The sequence below is a fragment of the Aquabacterium sp. genome (genome assembly GCF_016195855.1).
Taxonomy (GTDB): Bacteria; Pseudomonadota; Gammaproteobacteria; order Burkholderiales; family Burkholderiaceae_C; genus Aquabacterium.
The window spans coordinates 90,274-106,953 of record NZ_JACPYU010000008.1; the positions used below are offsets into that span (position 1 = coordinate 90,274).

The window sequence follows — 16,680 nt, forward strand, 5'->3', positions numbered from 1 at the left end:
AACATTGTCGTTCAGGCTGCTTCGATCCAGACCGGCACGGCGCTGAAAGCCGCGTTGGCGCTGATGCGTTCGGTCAGGCGGTCGTCGGTCAGGTCGTTGATGCTGGCGCCGGCGTGGGCCTGGGCCACCTTCATGTCGGTGCCGGTGCGGTCGTGTCCCCAGCCGTGCGGCAGGCTGACGACGCCGGGGCGGATGTCCTCGGTCACGTGCACGGGCACGCGCACCTGGCCCACGCGTGAGGCCACGGTCACAGTCTGGCCGTCCTGCAACTGGCGCGAGGCCGCGTCACGCGGGTGGATCCACAAGGTGCAGCGTGGTTTGCCGGACACCAGGCGGGCGCTGTTGTGCATCCAGGAGTTGTTGCTGCGCACGTCGCGGCGGCCAATCAGCTTGAGGGTGGGGCGAGCGGTGGGCGCCATGGCCTCGGCCGTACTGGTCGCGACAGCCGGGAAGACCTTGATCAGATTGGGCAGCTCCTGGCGGATGGCCAGCGGCAGCAGGTCGATGCGGCGGCCGCGCTTTTGCAGGCCTTCGACCAGCGAGGGTTGCAGCGGCCCCAGGTCCACGCCCTGCGGGTGGGCCAGCAGCTGCTTCATGGTCAGCCCCTTTTTGCTGCCTTTGCTGGCACGGTTCAAGCCAATGGCCAGCAGGCGCCGGGGTGTCAGCTGGCCCATGATGCCGCGCGTGGCCATGCCGGCCAGCCGCTGCGGCACATTGGCGCGCTCCAGCGACCAGACGCGGCGGGCATAACGGCGCGCCAGCTCCATGTAGATCTGCCAGTCGTGCAGGGCGCCCTCGGCCGGGGGCACGATGGCCTCGCTGTAGCGCGCGATGTTGCGCACGGCCAGGTGCAGGAAGACCAGGTCGTAGTGGTCGTGCTCGACGCCGCAGGTGGGCGGCAGGATCACATGGGCGTGGCGCGTGGTCTCGTTGAGGTAGAAGTCAATGGAGACCATGAAGTCCAGGCCACGCAGGGCCTCGTCCAGCTGGCGGCCGTTGGGCGTGGACAGCACGGGGTTGCCGCAGGAGGTGACCAGGGCGCGCATCTGGCCCTTGCCCGGCGTGAGCATCTCTTCGGCCATCACGGACACGGGCAGCTCGCCGCCGAACTCGGGCGCGCCACGCACGCGGCTGCGCCAGGCATCAAAGTGGCCCGCGCTCATCAGCTTGGTCTGGATCAGGTTGATGGCGGGGCTGGTGAGCAAGGCGCCGCCTTCGCGGTCCACATTGCCTGTCAGCAGGTTGATCACCTGGATGGCCCATTGGCACATCACACCATGCGCCTGGGTGGACAAGCCCATGCGCCCATACACGACGGCGCCATTGGCCTGGGCCATCTCGCGTGTCAGGCGGCGCGTGCTGGCCGCGTCGATGCCGGTGTGTGCGGCCATGGCCTCGGGGCTGAACGGTGCTACCGCATCGCGCACGGCCTTGATGTTGTCCAGCAAGGGCTCGAGGTGCTGCGGGCGAACGAGCTCTTCATCAAACAGCGTGTGGATGACCGACAGCAACCAGGCCGCATCGGTGCCAGGATCGATGAAATGGTGCTCGTCGGCCACGGCGGCGGTTTCGGTGCGCCGGGGGTCGATCACGACCAGCTTGCCACCACGCTCGCGCAAGGCCTTGAAGCGGGCGCGCACATCGGGCACGGTCATCAGGCTGCCGTTGGAGGCCAGCGGGTTGCCACCCAGGATCAGCATGAAGCGGGTGTGGTCGATGTCCGGAATCGGGATGGCCAGCTGGTGCCCGTACAGCCAGTGCGAGACCAGGTGGTGGGGCAACTGGTCCACCGAGGTGGCCGAGAAGCGGCTGCGTGTCTTGAGCTGGCCGAAGAACATCGGGCCGTGGGTGATGTTGCCCCAGTTGTGCACGCTGGGGTTGCCCTGGTAGACGGCCACGGCGTTGCTGCCGTGTTGCTCGCGCACGCGGGCCAGGCCTTCCACCACCAGGTCAAAGGCCTCGTCCCAGGTGATGGCCTGCCAGCGTGTCTGGCCGTTTTCTGTGACGCGTTTGACGGGCTGGCGCAGGCGGTCCGGGTCTTCGTGCAGGTCCTTCAAGGCGACGGCCTTGGGGCAGATGTGGCCGCGCGAAAGCGGGTCGGCGTCGTTGCCCTTGATCGAGATGATCTTGCGGCCCTGGACCTGAAAGGTCAGCCCGCAGATGGCCTCACACAGGTTGCACACGCCGTGGCGCGTCTCCACCGGGGTGTCATCGTGGGCGGGCGCGTGGGCAGTGTGGGCGTTCGACATGGCGGCCATGAGGAAGTGAAGGGTGGCCGTGATGCTAGCGGATATGGCGCAGGCGTGCTGAAAGGCTTGAGCCAGGTCAATGCGGGCGCCAAGGGATAGAACGCATGGCGGCTCGTTCGGCAAGCTTGGTATGCTGAAAGCGGCCGCATGCTGGCGGTCAATACATCCATCAAATCCATTCAGGAGGAATCATGCAGATCAAGCATCTTGCTTGCGCGGCAGCCATGCTCGCTTTCGGTGTGGCCCACGCCGCCCCCGTCTCTTTCCAGTTCACCGGTGTGGTCGACAAGGCTGGCGATTTCGGTGTCGCGCTGGGCGCCGAAGTCTCAGGTGTCATCACCTATGACACGGCAACCCAGCCCGACTTTGAGTCGGGCCCGATCGGCCCAGGGCTGAACCTCCAGCTCGTGAGCTACAACCTGACCGGCATCGGGTCGTTCGACGTGAACCTGGCGGGCAAGCAGCTGACCACGTCGACGATGGGCGCCACCATCCGTGACAACCTGGGCGGCAACCATGAGGAGCAGATCGACTTCAGCGGCAGCGGGGTCAAGCTCGATGGGTTGGCCTACAGCGGTGCGTATGCCGTGCTCACGCTGGCGACGCGCCCTGGCGTGTCGGATGTGCTGGACCGCAATCTGCCCTCCAGCATCAACCTGGCCGATTTCGATGCCCCTTATTTTGCCCACTACGGCGCCGTGTTCAAGGGCGATGGCCTGGACAGCTCCACGCTGACCTTCAACGTGACCTCCATCACCGCGGTGCCTGAGCCAGCGAGTGTGGTGTCCATGAGCCTGGGGCTGGTGGGTGTGCTGGGCTTGTCGCTGCGCCGTCGTCGCGCGTTTCAGGCTTGAGTTGTGCAAGCCATGGGGGCTGAGCCAGCCCTCACGCAGGCCACGGATGCCATCGCGCAGACCGTGGCCTTTTTCATGGCCCGCCGCCGATGCGATTGCTTACATTCTCCACCCATCGTGGTGGGGGCGCTCGCATGGATGCAACCTGGGCTTGCTTGAGAATCGGTGCTTCACGCTGTATCCGCATTCCAAATCAAAAGGGAGTTTCTTATGAGCACTCATCGCTTTCATGCGGTGCGTCGCGCTGCGACCGCCTGCGCCCATCTGTTTGCCGCTGCCGCCTTGAGCTGCGCTGCACAAGGCGCCTTCGCTCAGAACGTCATGGTCTACACGGAAGGCCAGACCCCCAGCGCCCAGGACGTGGCCGACATCCTGTCGCGCGGCGCGAGCGAAAACGTCAAGCAACGTGGTTTGAACGCCGCTGGCGGCATGGGCTCGCCCTTTGCCGCGCTGGAGCAAAAGCCAGTCAGCACGGCGCGTGAAGCCAGTGCCTTGTCGGTGCCGGTGCAGTTCGGGTTTGACTCGTCCGAGTTGACACCGCAGTCGCGCCAGCAGCTCAACGCCATCGCCGATGGCATCAAGCTGACCGAAGGCACGGTCAAGGTCGTGATCGAAGGCCACACCGATGCCAAGGGCCGCCCCACCTACAACGACAAGCTCTCGCTGCGTCGCGCGGCTGCCGTGCGCGATTACCTCGTGCAGGAGCGCAAGCTGCCGGTCAAGCTCTTGATGGTGGAAGGCAAGGGCGCGCAAAAGCCGCTGGACAAGGCCGATCCTTTCAGCGCGCGCAATCGCCGCGTGCAGTTCCGCGCGGGCTGATCCCTCATGGTCTGTGTGATGCGCATGCGGCTGGTGAGCGCCGCAGTGGGGCTGGCTTGCCTGTTGGCGGCGCCCCTCACCTGGGCTGACTCGCTGGATCGCACCCAGCAAGAAGATGCGCAGGCCGCCGATGGCCTGGTGCATTGCCTGTTCCCGGGGCAGGTGCGGCGCCTGGGGGCGTTTGCCACCAGCGTGACGCCGCGTCGTGCGGCCCGTGTGGCGCCCAAGGATTGCGCGGCCGGTGGCGGCGAGTACATCGAAGCGCAGGACACCAGCAGCGCCGCGACCAAGGTCTGGTTGCCGCTGGCCGCCGATGGCGTGCCCGAAGCGCAGGCCACGGTGGGCGAGTTGTATGAGCGGCAAGGCCAGTACGGCCTGGCCAAGGCCTGGTATGAAAAGGCGGCGGCACAAGGCCTGGCGCGCGCGCAGTTTGGGCTGGCAGCCATGCTGGACAAGGGCTTGGGCGTACCGCGCAACTCAGCGCGGGTGGCGGAGTTGCTGACCGCTGCTGGCGGCGGTGCCGTGGCTGGTCTGGCCTACAGCAACCGTGAACAGCCTCGTGTCGCCTTTGTCACGCCCACGGCGGCGACGCCCTTGCCGCGCCCGGCCGATGGCCGCGTGGTGGTGGAGGCCGAAGCGGGCCCCGCCACCGTGATCGCGCGGGTGCTGGCGCCAGCCGGGCTGGCGTCCGTCAAGGTCAACGGCCAGGTGCAAACACCCGATGAACAGGGCTTCCTGAGCATCCCCGTCACGGTGGGCGAGGGCCAGGCTGAGGTGCTCGTGCAGGCGCAGGACCGCGATGGCGTGGTCGCGCAGGCCCAACTGGCCCTGGTGCAACGGTCTGCCCAGCCAGCGGCCAAGGCGTCTGAAGCACCCACACCTGCCGCGGCTTTGCTCAAGGGGCGCAGGCTGGCGCTGGTGGTGGCCAACCAGGCCTACCAGCACTGGCCGCGCCTGGACACGCCCGTGGCCGATGCGCAGTCGGTGTCAGAGGCCTTGCGCAAGCGCTTTGGCTTTGACGTGACGCTGCTGCAAAACGCCACGCGCCAGCAACTGCTGGCCGCGCTCAACCGCCTGCGCATGCAGGCAGGCCCTGAAGACCAGGTGGTCGTGTATTACGCCGGGCATGGTCAGATGGACCAGGTCACCGCGCGTGGCTACTGGATCCCGGTGGATGGCGACGACAAGGACATCGCGCAATGGGTGTCCGTGATCGACGTGACGGACCAGTTGGCTGCGATGCAGGCGCGCCATGTGATGGTGATCGCCGACTCTTGTTACTCCGGCACCTTGACGCGCTCGCTGATCCCGCAGGTGGACCAGGCCTTGAGCGCGGCGCAACGGCAAGGGCCCTTGAGCCACCTGGCCCGCCAGCGTGTGCGCGTGGCCATGACCTCGGGCGGGCTGGAGCCGGTGGTAGACGGTGGCAGTGTGGACCACTCCCTGTTTGCGCGCAGCCTGCTGGACATGCTGGACCAGGTCAATGCACCGGTGTCGGCGCAGGAGCTGTTCCAGGGTGTGCAGGCGCGCTTTGCGCACCTGGCGCGGCGCTTGAGCATTGCCCAGCAACCGCAGTACGCGCCCATCGGCTTTGCCGGGCACGAAGCCGGTGACTTCGTGCTCGCGCCGATGTGATCACGGCTTGATCACAACTCGCTGCGCAGCCCGAAGGTCAGGCGCCAGGTGCTGACGGCCTTCTGGGCAAAGCCGGTGTCGTAGTCGGTGAACAGGGTCAGGCCGCGTTGCAACACGGCCGAGGCCCCGATGCCGAACAGGCCGAACTGGCGGTCCAGCACCAGCGGGTTGGGTGTGGGCAGCACGCTGATGCCTGCGGCGTACGTGGCAGCCGAGTCACCTTGAATGCGCCAACCCGTGATCTGTGTGAACTCCAGGCGGGCATGCGGTGCGATCAGGCCCCAGCTGGTGGGCACCGAGGTCTGCACCTGCGAGCCGGCGCTGACCGAGCCGGTGCGCCCGCGCGTGCGGCCATTTTCGCTGCCGAAGCTGCCGATGCGTGCGGCGACTTCATCGGCGCGGACATAAGGCGAGAAGGTCCAGCTGCCTTGCTGGAAATCGTAGCCGGCCGACACGCTCAGGCCCATGTTGACCCCCGTGGTGGCGTGCTCGGCATCGTCCTCGGTGTGCAGCGTGTAGTGGGTGCTCTCCATGCTGAAAGCCGCCGAGACGAAGCTGGCAGACGAGGGGCTCCACATGCCGTAGGCGGTCAGGTTGCCGCTGTGGCCGTCGACGCGGCTGGGGTTGCCATCCCAGCGCATGCGCGGGTTGCCCAGGCCGATGCTGCCACCGGTGACCCATTGGTCGTTGATGCGGTAGTCGGCGCCCGCGTTCAGATCGACACGGCTGACGCGCAGGGCCAGCGTGCCGGCATCGGCGTTGCCACCTTCGCGACGAGATTGGTCGCTGCCCGTCAGGTGGAACTGCAGACCACTGGCTTGCTGATGCAGGGTGCGCAGTTGCGCGAGGCTGTTTTGGGTTTGAATGAGCCGGTCACGCGCATGCCGCATGCTTTGCGCAGCGATGGGCGCGCCGAGGGCATCCGACACGCAGGCAGGCTCGCTGCCGCTGACGGACGAGGGCACGATGATGACGGTATCGGGCGGCCCTTCCGTGATGACGGCATCGGGTTCGCTCTCTGGCCACCCCGGAGGGACGGCTGCGGCCTGGCTTCGGCGTGCGGAGGGGGTGCCCTTGATCGTTGCAGCCCGCAGCGTCGTGGTGACGCTGCCTTGTTGTGAGGGGTCGCCTGGCAGATCTGGAGTCGAGGTGACGTAAGCCGAGCAGGCCGCGTGGGTGACCACAGGCGCGGCAAAAGGGGCGGTGAGGGCGGCACTGACGGCCACCAGAGAGCTTCTGGACTTCAGCATGCGAGGTAAAAGGTGATGCGCACGCGTGAAGCCACATAGGCCTGCCCATGGTGAGGCTGGCCCAAATTGGCACCGCAAGGTGCCTCCCTGATGTTTGTGACGTCACGCGCAAGCGCGCAGGTGACGATGTGTTTGTGGCCGCGATTTTTTCACACTGCGCGCCCTGCGACGTCCCCTGTGCGGGGGGACGCACACCCGCTTTATGGTGTCACCTTGTCACAGCGTTTCGCGATCCGGATTCAACTGGGCAGCGGCCAGGTTGAGCAGGCGCGCTTCTTCCACCGTCTGGGCCAGGCGCAGCATCAGCCAGTGGTTCAGGTCCCCGGTGAGCCTGGGGGAGTCGGCCTCGGGCACAGGGCTGATGTCATCTGGCATGGCCGTGGGGGCGGGCTGAACCGGGCTTGCAGCGTTCACCGCTGGTGCGGCCTCACCCTGCAGCGAGGCGCGAATCTGGGCTTCGGCCTTTTGCAAGGCAGGGGCCACGATGGCCTCATCCAGCTCCTGGTGCCGCACCGTCAGCAGGCCCTTGATGGCCGACAACTGGCTGATCAGGCGGTTGCTGTGGACCAGCAGCGATTCGAGTGCCGTGGCCCAGCCCTGGGTGCGGCGTGGCTCCTTGGCCATGCGCTGCAGCGACTGGCTGAGCAGCCACAGCACGTCATAGACCTCGCGCCTGGCCAGGCTGCGCCGTGATGAACGCGGGTGGGCCAGATGCCAGCGCAAGGCGTGGTGGGTGTAGTGCGCCTGGGCCTGCATCAGGCGCTGTGCCAGGCGGGGCAGTTGCTGCCGCTCCCATGAAGGCAGCACATAGCTGAAGGCCCAGGCCAGGGCCGCGCCGATCAGGGTGTCGCCCAGGCGCTCGGCCGCGTCCAGCAGGGCCGGGTGATCGGTGGGGTTGAACAGGTGGCCTTGCACCAGGGCCAGCACCGCACCGGCGGCAGCCGTCACGCGGTAGTTGATGAGCACAAAGCCATGCGCCAGGCTCAAGGCAATGGCCAGGGCCAGGAAGAGCCAGGCGGTGTGGCCTGCGCTGCTGAGCAAGGCCGATGCGATCAGGCACCCGACCAAGGTGCCTTGCACACGCGCATCGCGGCGCGCCAGGGTCTGCTCCAGGTTGCCGCGCATGACCACGGCCACCGTCATCAGCAGCCAGTGCGGGTGGCTGGTCCAGGGCAGCACATGGGCCAGGGCATCGGCACAGGCCATGGCCAGGGTGGCCCGCATGGCATAACGCAGCACGGGGGACTGCAGGCGCAGTTGTGCCTTCAGGGGGCCCCAGGTCCACTGCGTGGGTGACACCAGGGTGCGCAAGATCGTGTCCTGCGCGGCTTGGTGCACAGGCTGGTGGGCTTCGTCGTGGCTTTGCGCGATGAGCGCCACCAGGGCCTGCATGTGGCGGCAGCGGCGCCCTAGGGAGACCAAGACGGGGGGAGCGTCGGGCGAGTCAGGCCATGCCATGTCCGGCGATGGCGATGCCTTTGGGGGCCAGCGCCGGTTCGTGCGCCAGCAAAGTGCCATGTTGTCGAGCTGGTCGGCCAGCGTCATCAGTTGTGCGGCGACCCTGGCCACGACCTGCGCGGTCTCGGCTTGATCGGGCAGGCGGTCCAGGTCCAGCTGGCAGGCCTGCACCACGTCCCGCAGGTTGACGATGTGGATCAGGCCTTCGATCTGGCGGCGCGTCAGCGGGGTGCAGCCAGGGGCTTCAGCCTGGCTGTAGAGCAGGTCGCGCGCGCTTTGGAAGACGTCGGCGATGCCGGCCTGTTGCGCGATCAGTGTCAGCAAGGCCTCGCGCTGGCCCTTGGCCTGGCCTGGTTGATGTGATTGGGTCCATTGCGCCTGCGAGCGCATCATCTTCGCCAAGGCCTGGAGGCTGTCTGCCAATGCCAGCGTGCGGTAGCGGCGGGCCAGCACGCGGATGCTCAAGGCCGACCAGGCCGCCATGCCGGCTGCACCCAGGCCCACCCACAGCAGGTGCTGCCCGGCTTGCGCCAGGCTCATGGGTTGTTGGCTGAAGGCGGCCATCTGGAAGACCAGCGTCAGGATCATGACGAAGGTCTGTGGGCCGCCGCGTTTGCCCCAGGCCATCCAGAAGATGGAGGTGAAGGTGGTCAGCAGCACGACCACGGTCAGCCAGAGCAGCGAGGGGTGGCTCAGCGCAACCAGTGCCGCCACGAGCAGGGTGCTCAGCACGGCCGGCAGCATCTGTTGCCATTTGGCCTGGGGGGCGCACACGGTGTCGGCCACGCTGGCAGTGGAGGCGCCCGAGGCCGCCGTGATGGCTGCAGGCATGCCGGCCAGGGCACCCACGATGGCGGTCAGGCAGGCCAGGCCCACTCCGACGCTGAGGCCATTGAGCACGGGGGCGGGCCAATGGGCAGGATGCGCTGGATGGGCCGCTCCGGGAAGGCTTGCAAGGCTGGGAGGTCTGGGCAGTGGGGGCACGCTGACCGGGGCGTTAAAGGCCCGCAAATAAAAAAGCCCAGCTTACTGGAAGCCGGGCTTGTCTGGCCAGAGCAGGGGCTCTGGATTGCGCCTGGGTGTTCAGGCTTCGCGGCGCAAGGCAGGGAACAAGATCACGTCACGGATGTTGGGCGCGTCGGTCAGCAGCATCATCAGGCGGTCGATGCCGATGCCGCAGCCGCCTGTGGGCGGCAGGCCGTATTCCAGGGCGCGGATGTAGTCGGCGTCGAAGTACATGGCTTCTTCGTCGCCGGCATCCTTGGCGCTGGCTTGCGCGGCAAAGCGGGCGGCTTGCTCTTCCGGGTCGTTCAACTCGCTGAAGCCGTTGCCGTATTCGCGGCCGGTGATGAACAGCTCGAAGCGCTCGGTGATGGCCGGGTTGGTGTCAGAGGCGCGGGCCAGCGGCGAGACCTCGACGGGGTAGTCGATGATGAAGGTGGGCTGCCACAGCTTTTCTTCCACGGCGGCTTCGAACATGCCGAACTGCAGCTCGGCCAGGCTCCAGCGCGCAGGCGGCTCTTCACCCAGGGACTTGAGCTTGGCGTGCAGGGCTTCGCTGCTGTCGGCTTCTTCAGGGCTCAGGCCAGCGATCTGGATGAGGGATTCGCGCACGGTCAGGCGGGTGAAGGGCGATTCGAGGTCGACTTCCTTGCCACCGTAGGTGAGTTTGGCGGTGCCGACGGCGGCTTGTGCCGCGTGGCGCAGGATGGATTCGGTGAAGTCCATCAGGTCGCGGTGGTTCCACCAAGCCGCGTAGAACTCCATCATCGTGAACTCGGGGTTGTGCCGAACGGACACGCCTTCGTTGCGGAAGTTGCGGTTGATCTCGAACACGCGCTCGAAGCCGCCCACGACCAGGCGCTTCAGATACAGCTCGGGCGCGATGCGCAAGAACATCTCCTGGTCCAGCGCGTTGTGGTGCGTGGTGAAGGGCTTGGCATTGGCGCCGCCGGGGATGGGGTGCATCATCGGCGTTTCGACTTCCAGGAAGCCGTTGTCCACCATGAAGCTGCGGATCGAGGCCACGGCCTTGGAGCGGGCGATGAAGCGGCCACGCGACTCTTCGTCGACGATCAGATCCACATAGCGCTGGCGGTACTTCTGTTCCTGGTCGGTCATGCCGTGGAACTTGTCGGGCAGGGGGCGCAGGGCCTTGGTCAGCAGGCGGATGCGGGTGACCTTGATGGACAGCTCACCGGTCTTGGTCTTGAACAGCGTGCCCTCGGCACCCAGGATGTCGCCCAGGTCCCAGTGCTTGAAGGCCTGCAGGGCCTCGGCGCCCACGGCGTCCAGGGTCACATAGACCTGGATGCGGCCGGTGGCGTCCTGCAGGGTGCCGAAACAGGCCTTGCCCATCACGCGCTTGAGCATCAGGCGGCCACCGACGCTGGCCTGGACGGCTTGTGCCTCCAGCGGCTCTGGCTCGGTGCCGTCGTGGGCGGCGTGCAGGGCAGCCGCACGGTCAGCGGGCTTGAAGTCGTTGGGGAAGGCCACGCCCTGGGCACGAATGGCAGCCAGTTTCTCGCGGCGTTCGGCCACCAGTTTGTTGGTGTCGACCATCAGCTCTGCGGGAACGGGCTCTTGCGTGGGGTGTTGGTGCGTGGTCATGGCGGGAAAGCGGGAGGCGAAAGGTGGGGCCTGATCATGGGGCCTGATCGGGCCAAACCCTAGATTGTATGAAACCCTGGGCGACAATGGCGAACATGTCTGTTCAAGATCACCGCCCACCAGCTGTTCAGGGGGCTTCATCTGGCGCCGCTGCCCCTGCCGGGCGGCTGGCGGCCTTGCGTCAGGCCTTGCAGGCGCTGCCCAAGGCCGCCCTGGGCAACCTGGTCGCCAAATTGATGATGGTGGGCCTGGGGCTGGCCATCACGGTGACGGTGGCGCGCCACGGGCCCAAGGTGCAGGGCGCGTTTGCGCTGTTCGTGGCGGTCGAGTCGGGCTTGTTGACGCTGTTTTCCGGCCTGGGCCTGTGGCTGGCACGTCAGATTTCGCAGCAGACCGATGGCCAGCACGCCAAGGCGCTGCCCATGTTGCGTGGCGTATTGCGTGCGGCGGTGGCCCTGGGGCTGTTGGCGGCTGGAGGGCTGGTGGTCGTGTCCTGGTGGGCCGAGAGCATGCCCTATACCTATCTGTGGCTGCTGGCGCTGGCCGCTCCGTTTCTCTTGCTGGTGCCCACGGCCACGGGCTTGTGGCTGGGTGAGGGGCGCATGTGGCCGATCAATGTGGCCCAGGTGTCGGCGCCGGCGTCCGTGCTGGCAGGGCTGGCGGGTGCCTGGTGGATCACGGAGGGCGGGCAAGGTGGCCTGGGCAACAAGTCCACGGTCTTGCTGGTGCTGATTGCCTGGGTGAGCGGCAAGTCGGTGGTCGCCGTGGTCACGGCTTTTTATGCCCTGCGCAATGCGCGTCACCGCGACGAGGCCTTGGCTGAACGCATGAGCGCGTCGCGCCTGACGGCGTTTCACCTGCCGCAACCGAGCTGGCTGGCGCAGTGGCCTTTCATTGCCACCATCGGCGTCACCAACGTGATCGGGCTGCTGAATTACCGTGCCTCGCTCTTCCTGGTTGAGCGCTTTCATGGTCTGAGCACGGCGGGCGTGTATTCCGTGGCCGTGACGGCGGCCGAGTTGCTGTGGTTGCTGTCGTCTTCGGTGACGGTGTCGGTCTATTCACGCATCGGGCACCCGGACACGAAGATCGCGGCGGCCATGACGGTGCAGGCGGTGCGCATCAATGTGCTGTCCACCTTGCTGGCCGCGCCGGTGTTGCTGGGCCTGGCCTGGTGGGGGCTGCCCTGGGTGATGGGGCCGGCGTATGAGGCCTCGCTGCTGCCACTGGCGGCCTTGTTGCCGGGTGTGGCAGCGTATGCGGCGGCGTCCAGCTTGTCAGCGTTTTATACCAACCACCTGGGGCGCCCGCAGTTGTCGGGTGCCATCGCGGGCATGTCGCTGAGCATCAGCTTCTGCCTGGGCTGGTTCCTGGTGCCGCTGTGGGGGCCGCTGGGCGCGGGCGTGGCGTCGAGCGCGGGCTACATCCTGGCCATCGTCGCGGCGTACGGGGTGTTTCTCAAGCACGCGGGGCTGCCGGTGCGGGCGCTGTGGCAATCGGGCTTGACCAGGGTCGACGAGGGCACTTGACGCGCACGTCACCACTGGTTCGCGGGGCCCGTGATCGGTTTACCTGAGCGAGGTTTCAGGTAAGCGGATCGGATCAGGGACAATACGGGGTTTCGCCCCAAGTTGCGCCTGCAGGCGCGTACGGTTTTCCCTTCCTGACATGTCGGCCCTGATCCAGAGACTCAAGCAACCCCTGGTGCGCGTGCTGGCGGCCTTCACCGGCCCCCGCATCGTGTACGGCTGGGCCAATGCCGATGGGTCCTGGTGCGCCCATACGCGCGTGAGCACGCACACCTGCTTTGAAGGGCAAGAGGGCCTGAAGCTGGGCGACCACGTCTTCATCGGCCACTTCAACCGCATCGACGGCTCCAATGGGCTGTTGATCGAAGAAGGGGTGCAGGTCACCAATTACGCGTCCATCCTCAGTCACTCCAGCCACAAGTCGGTGCGGGTGATGGGGCGCCGTTATGTGAATGACCCCAATCCGGCGGGTTATGTGCGCAAGTCCACCCGCATCGGGGCCTACAGCTTCATCGGGCCGCACAGTGTGATCGCGCCGGGTTCCCAGATCGGCAAGGGCGTGATCGTGCAGGGCTACAGCTTCGTGTCGGGCGTGGTGCCGGACTTCGCCATCGTCGGGCCTCAAGCCCAAGGCAAGCCGGCCGTGGTGATGGGGGACTCGCGCGAGATCGATCGTGCCCTGCTGCAACGCCATCCCGAGTTGCACGCGCTGTATGCGCAGTGGGCAGGCAAGGACAACCTGCGCCGCGCCCTCAACGGGCATGCATCGGCACCGGATGCCGCCTCTGATCAGGAGCCCGCATGAGCCGCCGTGCCGATGACGCGCCTGCGCGCATCCTGTTCTTTGCCGATGCGGACAGCGTGCACACGCGCCGCTGGGTGGCCGCTGCCGTCGAGCGTGGTGCCGAGGCCATCGTCATCACGCGCCAGCCGGCCGAGGTGCCCGGTGCGCGCGAGGTGATCGCCATTGCGCCGGGCAATGACAAGCTCAGCTGGTTCAAGGCCTTGCCCCAGGTGCGCCGCGTGGCCCGCGAGGTGGCCAAACGCTTCAAGCCCACGCTGGTGCATGGCCATTACGTGACGTCTTACGGCCTGTGGGCGGCGATGTGTGGCCTCAAGCTGCCCACGGTGCTCACTGCCTGGGGCAGCGACATCCTGGTCACGCCGCGTGAGAGCCGCGTGATGCGGGCCGTGGTGGGCTGGTCCTTGCGGCACGCCGACCTGATCACGGCGGACTCGATGGACATGCTCGACGAGATCGCGCGCTATCACCCGTCTGCGCCTTGCCATCAGATCCTGTGGGGCGCTGACACAGACAAGTTCGTGCCGGGTGACCCGGGCGAGGACTTCGATGTCATCAGCCTGCGCAGCTGGGAGCCCAACTACAACATCGACCTGATCCTGGAGGCCTTTTCGCGCTTTCTGATGCTGCGCCCGCATTCGCATGCCCGCCTGCATCTGCTGGGCGGCGGCGCCATGCAGGCCACGCTCGAAGCCCGTGTGCAGGAGCTGCGTCTGCTGCAGCAAGTGCGCTTCCATGGCCGCGTGGGCGATGTCGAGATGGTCAATGCCATCCAGCGCAGCCGTGTGAGCGTGTCGGTGCCCACCAGCGATGCGACTTCGGTGTCGGTGCTCGAATCCATGGCCTGCGGCCTGCCCATCATCGCCACCGACCTGCCGGCCAACCGCCAATGGATCGACGAGCGTGGCGGCTGGATCGTGCCTGTGCGCGATGTGGACGCCGTCACGCAAGCCCTGGTCACGGCTTACGACCACCCGGCGCAGGCAGCGCAGATGGGCCTGCACAACCGCGAGCGCATCGAGCGCGATGCCTCGCGCCGCGGGCAGATGGACGCCATGTGGCGCCTCTACCAGAAGCTGCTGCACCCCACGGTGCCGCGCATGCAGCGCCCACGTGCTTCTGCGCGCTGACCCGGCCTCATGAACAGCGTGTCTGCCAGCCCCCGGACGATCTCGGTCATCGTGCCTTGCCGCAACGAGCGCGATTTCATCGAGCCCTTCTGCCGCAGCGTGGCCGCGCAAACCGTGCCCGAGGGCTGGGTGCTGGAGGTGTTGATCGCCGACGGTCTGAGCGACGACGGCACGCGTGAGCGCCTGGCCGCGTTCTGCGCACAGGACGCGCGCTTTGTGACGATCGACAACCCCGGGCGCATCGTGTCCTGCGGCCTGAACCGCTGCATCGAGCAGGCCCAAGGCGAGTTCATCGTGCGCCTGGACGTGCACACCGTCTACGCCGACGACTACATCGCCCAGTGCCTGGCCACCTGGCAACGCACGGGTGCCGACAACGTGGGTGGCCCCTGGAAGGCGCAAGGCCTTGAAGGCCCGCAAGGCACGGTGCAACGCGCCATCGCCGCGGCCTTTCAATCGCGGCTGGTGGCCGGTGGCGCCTTGTCGCGTGACCTGGCCTACGAGGGCGAGGTTGATACGGTCTACCTTGGCTCCTGGCCGCGCCAGACCTTCGAGCGCTTCGGTGGATTCGACGAGACCCTGGTGCGCAACCAGGACGACGAACACAATCTGCGCATCCACAAGGGCGGCGGGCGCATCTGGCAATCGGCCCGCATCCGCTCCACCTACTTCCCGCGAGCCAGCAAGATGGACGTGTTCCGCCAGTACCGCCAATACGGTTACTGGAAGCCCTTCGTCATGAAGAAGCACGGCCAGGCCGCGGCCCTGCGCCACCTGATCCCCGGCCTGTTTGTGGGCGCGCTGATGCTGTTGGCCTTGTTGACCCTGGTGGGCAGCCTGACTGTGGGGCCCATGCCGCTGAGCGCGTTTCGCACCGTGGCGATCTGGGTGACCTTGCTCAGCGCGGGTGGTTTGCTGGCCCTGGCTGCGACCTATGGCGTGGCCGTCTACGCCATCAGTTTCAGCATCGCGCGCCAGCAAGGCCGCGAGCTGCTGCGCCACCTGCCAGACGTGATCGCGGCCTACCATTTTGGCTATGGCCTGGGCTCACTGCGTGGCTGGTGGGATGCCATCGTACGCCGCCGCCCCGACCCTGCCTTTGGCCGCCTCACACGCCCTGGATATCGAAAGAGACCCGCATGAGTTCCTCCAACGACAAGCTGCCCTTCCTGCCTTTCGCGCTGCCTGAAATCGGCGAGGAAGAGATCGCGGAAGTGGTCGACACCCTGCGTTCGGGCTGGGTCACCACCGGCCCCAAGGCGCGCAAGTTCGAGCAGGCTTTCACGGCCTATCTCGGCGGTGACGTGGGTGACGAGAGCCTGCAGTCCATTGCCGTGAACTCGGCGACCGCCGGCCTGCACCTGGCGCTGGAAGCCCTGGGCATCGGCCCTGGCGACGAGGTCATCACCACCACGCACACCTTCACGGCCACCGCCGAAGTGGTGCGCTACCTGGGCGCCGACGTCAAGCTGGTGGACATCGATCCCGCCACGCTCAACATCGACCCGGCCGCCATCGAAGCCATGATCACGCCGCGTACCAAGGCCATCATGCCCGTGCACTACGCGGGCCTGTCGGTGGACATGGACGCCATCTTCGCGATCGCGAAGAAGCACAACTTGAAGATCGTGGAAGACGCGGCGCATGCGCTGCCCACGACTTACAAGAAACAGCTGATCGGCACCTTGCAAAGCGATGCCGTGGTCTTCAGCTTCTACGCCAACAAGACCATGACCACGGGTGAAGGTGGCATGCTGGTCACGCGTGATCCCCAACTGGCCGCACGCGCCAAGGTCATGCGCCTGCATGGCATCAACCGCGATGCCTTTGACCGCTTCACGGCCAAGGTGCCCAGCTGGTATTACGAGATCGTGGCCCCCGGCTTCAAGTACAACCTGACCGACATCGCCGCCGCGCTGGGCCTGCACCAGCTGCAACGCGTCACGGGTTTCCAGGTGCGCCGCGAGCAGATTGCCACCCGCTTTGACGAGGCCCTGGCCGACCTGCCCCTGATCCTGCCGCCGCGCCCGCAGCATGCCGGTGACCTGCACTCCTGGCACCTGTATGTGGTGCGCCTGACGGACGAGGCCACCATCAACCGCGACCAGCTGATCGACAGCCTGTTTGCCGATGGCATCGGCGTGAGCGTGCACTACATCCCGCTGCACCTGCACCCCTACTGGAAGGAGCGCTACGACCTCAAGCCCGAGCAGTTCCCGCACAGCCAGAAGGCTTACGAGCGCATGGTGACCTTGCCGCTGTACACCAAGATGACGGACGACGATGTCGAGCGTGTCATCAAGGCCGTGCGCAAGGCCTTTGGCAAGTGAGCCGCGCTGCATGC

Annotated in this window: 12 protein-coding genes; 8 read left to right on the forward strand and 4 right to left on the reverse strand. The window is 66.6% G+C overall.

Features of this window, described 5'->3' with window-relative positions; translation table 11 throughout:
- Positions 1-11: 11 nt before the first annotated feature.
- Complete coding sequence (locus HY019_RS07740; protein WP_290689915.1) at positions 12-2,258, reverse strand: molybdopterin-dependent oxidoreductase; 2,247 nt, start codon at positions 2,256-2,258, stop codon at positions 12-14.
- Positions 2,259-2,440: 182 nt separating this feature from the next.
- On the opposite strand from HY019_RS07740, the gene HY019_RS07745 reads away from it, so the two are divergent.
- From HY019_RS07745 to HY019_RS07755, 3 genes are all read left to right on the forward strand, one after another.
- Positions 2,441-3,103, forward strand: a complete 663-nt coding sequence (locus tag HY019_RS07745) for a PEP-CTERM sorting domain-containing protein (protein ID WP_290689916.1) — start codon at positions 2,441-2,443, stop codon at positions 3,101-3,103.
- 210 nt (positions 3,104-3,313) lie between these two features.
- Positions 3,314-3,922: an OmpA family protein gene (locus tag HY019_RS07750; protein WP_290689919.1), complete on the forward strand. Its 609-nt coding sequence runs from the start codon at positions 3,314-3,316 to the stop codon at positions 3,920-3,922.
- 18 nt (positions 3,923-3,940) lie between these two features.
- Positions 3,941-5,557: a caspase family protein gene (locus tag HY019_RS07755; protein ID WP_290689921.1), complete on the forward strand. Its 1,617-nt coding sequence runs from the start codon at positions 3,941-3,943 to the stop codon at positions 5,555-5,557.
- Between the two features lie 11 nt (positions 5,558-5,568).
- Here the strand turns inward: HY019_RS07755 and HY019_RS07760 are convergent, their stop codons facing one another.
- The 3 genes from HY019_RS07760 to lysS all read right to left on the reverse strand — a co-directional run bounded on the left by HY019_RS07760 (position 5,569) and on the right by lysS (position 10,875).
- Positions 5,569-6,807, reverse strand: a complete 1,239-nt coding sequence (locus tag HY019_RS07760; RefSeq protein ID WP_290689924.1) for an autotransporter outer membrane beta-barrel domain-containing protein — start codon at positions 6,805-6,807, stop codon at positions 5,569-5,571.
- Positions 6,808-7,023: 216 nt separating this feature from the next.
- Positions 7,024-9,165 (reverse strand): FUSC family protein, encoded by a 2,142-nt coding sequence (locus HY019_RS07765; protein ID WP_290689929.1) that lies wholly within the window; start codon positions 9,163-9,165, stop codon positions 7,024-7,026.
- A gap of 183 nt (positions 9,166-9,348) precedes the next feature.
- Entirely contained in the window at positions 9,349-10,875 is a 1,527-nt protein-coding gene (gene lysS, locus HY019_RS07770) for a lysine--tRNA ligase (RefSeq protein WP_290689930.1), read from the reverse strand.
- Between the two features lie 95 nt (positions 10,876-10,970).
- Here lysS and HY019_RS07775 point away from each other — a divergent pair, with 95 nt between their 5' ends.
- From HY019_RS07775 to HY019_RS07795, 5 genes are all read left to right on the forward strand, one after another.
- The gene (locus HY019_RS07775) at positions 10,971-12,404 is read left to right on the forward strand and encodes a teichoic acid transporter (protein ID WP_290689931.1); all 1,434 of its coding nucleotides are present in this window, start codon (positions 10,971-10,973) and stop codon (positions 12,402-12,404) included.
- Positions 12,405-12,543: 139 nt separating this feature from the next.
- A complete protein-coding gene (locus HY019_RS07780) occupies positions 12,544-13,209 on the forward strand; it encodes an acyltransferase (protein ID WP_290689933.1) in 666 nt (221 codons plus the stop codon).
- Positions 13,206-14,336 carry a glycosyltransferase gene (locus tag HY019_RS07785; RefSeq protein ID WP_290689935.1) on the forward strand — a complete coding sequence of 377 codons (1,131 nt, stop codon included), beginning with the start codon at positions 13,206-13,208 and terminating at the stop codon, positions 14,334-14,336. The genes HY019_RS07780 and HY019_RS07785 overlap by 4 nt, the downstream gene beginning before the upstream one ends.
- Positions 14,337-14,345: 9 nt before the next feature.
- Positions 14,346-15,479: a glycosyltransferase family 2 protein gene (locus HY019_RS07790; protein WP_290689936.1), complete on the forward strand. Its 1,134-nt coding sequence runs from the start codon at positions 14,346-14,348 to the stop codon at positions 15,477-15,479.
- On the forward strand, positions 15,476-16,666 hold the full coding sequence (locus HY019_RS07795) for a DegT/DnrJ/EryC1/StrS family aminotransferase (protein WP_290689939.1): 1,191 nt from the start codon (positions 15,476-15,478) through the stop codon (positions 16,664-16,666). The genes HY019_RS07790 and HY019_RS07795 overlap by 4 nt, the downstream gene beginning before the upstream one ends.
- The last annotated feature ends 14 nt before the right edge of the window (positions 16,667-16,680 follow it).

What these genes read in the sequence shown, in the direction of transcription:
- HY019_RS07745 (WP_290689916.1), top strand. Translation starts at nt 2,441, where the DNA reads ATGCAGATCAAGCATCTTGCTTGCGCGGCAGCCATGCTCGCTTTCGGT.
- HY019_RS07750 (WP_290689919.1), top strand. Translation starts at nt 3,314, where the DNA reads ATGAGCACTCATCGCTTTCATGCGGTGCGTCGCGCTGCGACCGCCTGC.
- HY019_RS07755 (WP_290689921.1), top strand. Translation starts at nt 3,941, where the DNA reads ATGCGCATGCGGCTGGTGAGCGCCGCAGTGGGGCTGGCTTGCCTGTTG.
- HY019_RS07790 (WP_290689936.1), top strand. Translation starts at nt 14,346, where the DNA reads ATGAACAGCGTGTCTGCCAGCCCCCGGACGATCTCGGTCATCGTGCCT.
- HY019_RS07795 (WP_290689939.1), top strand. Translation starts at nt 15,476, where the DNA reads ATGAGTTCCTCCAACGACAAGCTGCCCTTCCTGCCTTTCGCGCTGCCT.
- HY019_RS07740 (WP_290689915.1), bottom strand. Translation starts at nt 2,258, where the DNA reads ATGGCCGCCATGTCGAACGCCCACACTGCCCACGCGCCCGCCCACGAT.
- HY019_RS07775 (WP_290689931.1), top strand. Translation starts at nt 10,971, where the DNA reads ATGTCTGTTCAAGATCACCGCCCACCAGCTGTTCAGGGGGCTTCATCT.
- HY019_RS07760 (WP_290689924.1), bottom strand. Translation starts at nt 6,807, where the DNA reads ATGCTGAAGTCCAGAAGCTCTCTGGTGGCCGTCAGTGCCGCCCTCACC.
- HY019_RS07780 (WP_290689933.1), top strand. Translation starts at nt 12,544, where the DNA reads ATGTCGGCCCTGATCCAGAGACTCAAGCAACCCCTGGTGCGCGTGCTG.
- lysS (WP_290689930.1), bottom strand. Translation starts at nt 10,875, where the DNA reads ATGACCACGCACCAACACCCCACGCAAGAGCCCGTTCCCGCAGAGCTG.
- HY019_RS07785 (WP_290689935.1), top strand. Translation starts at nt 13,206, where the DNA reads ATGAGCCGCCGTGCCGATGACGCGCCTGCGCGCATCCTGTTCTTTGCC.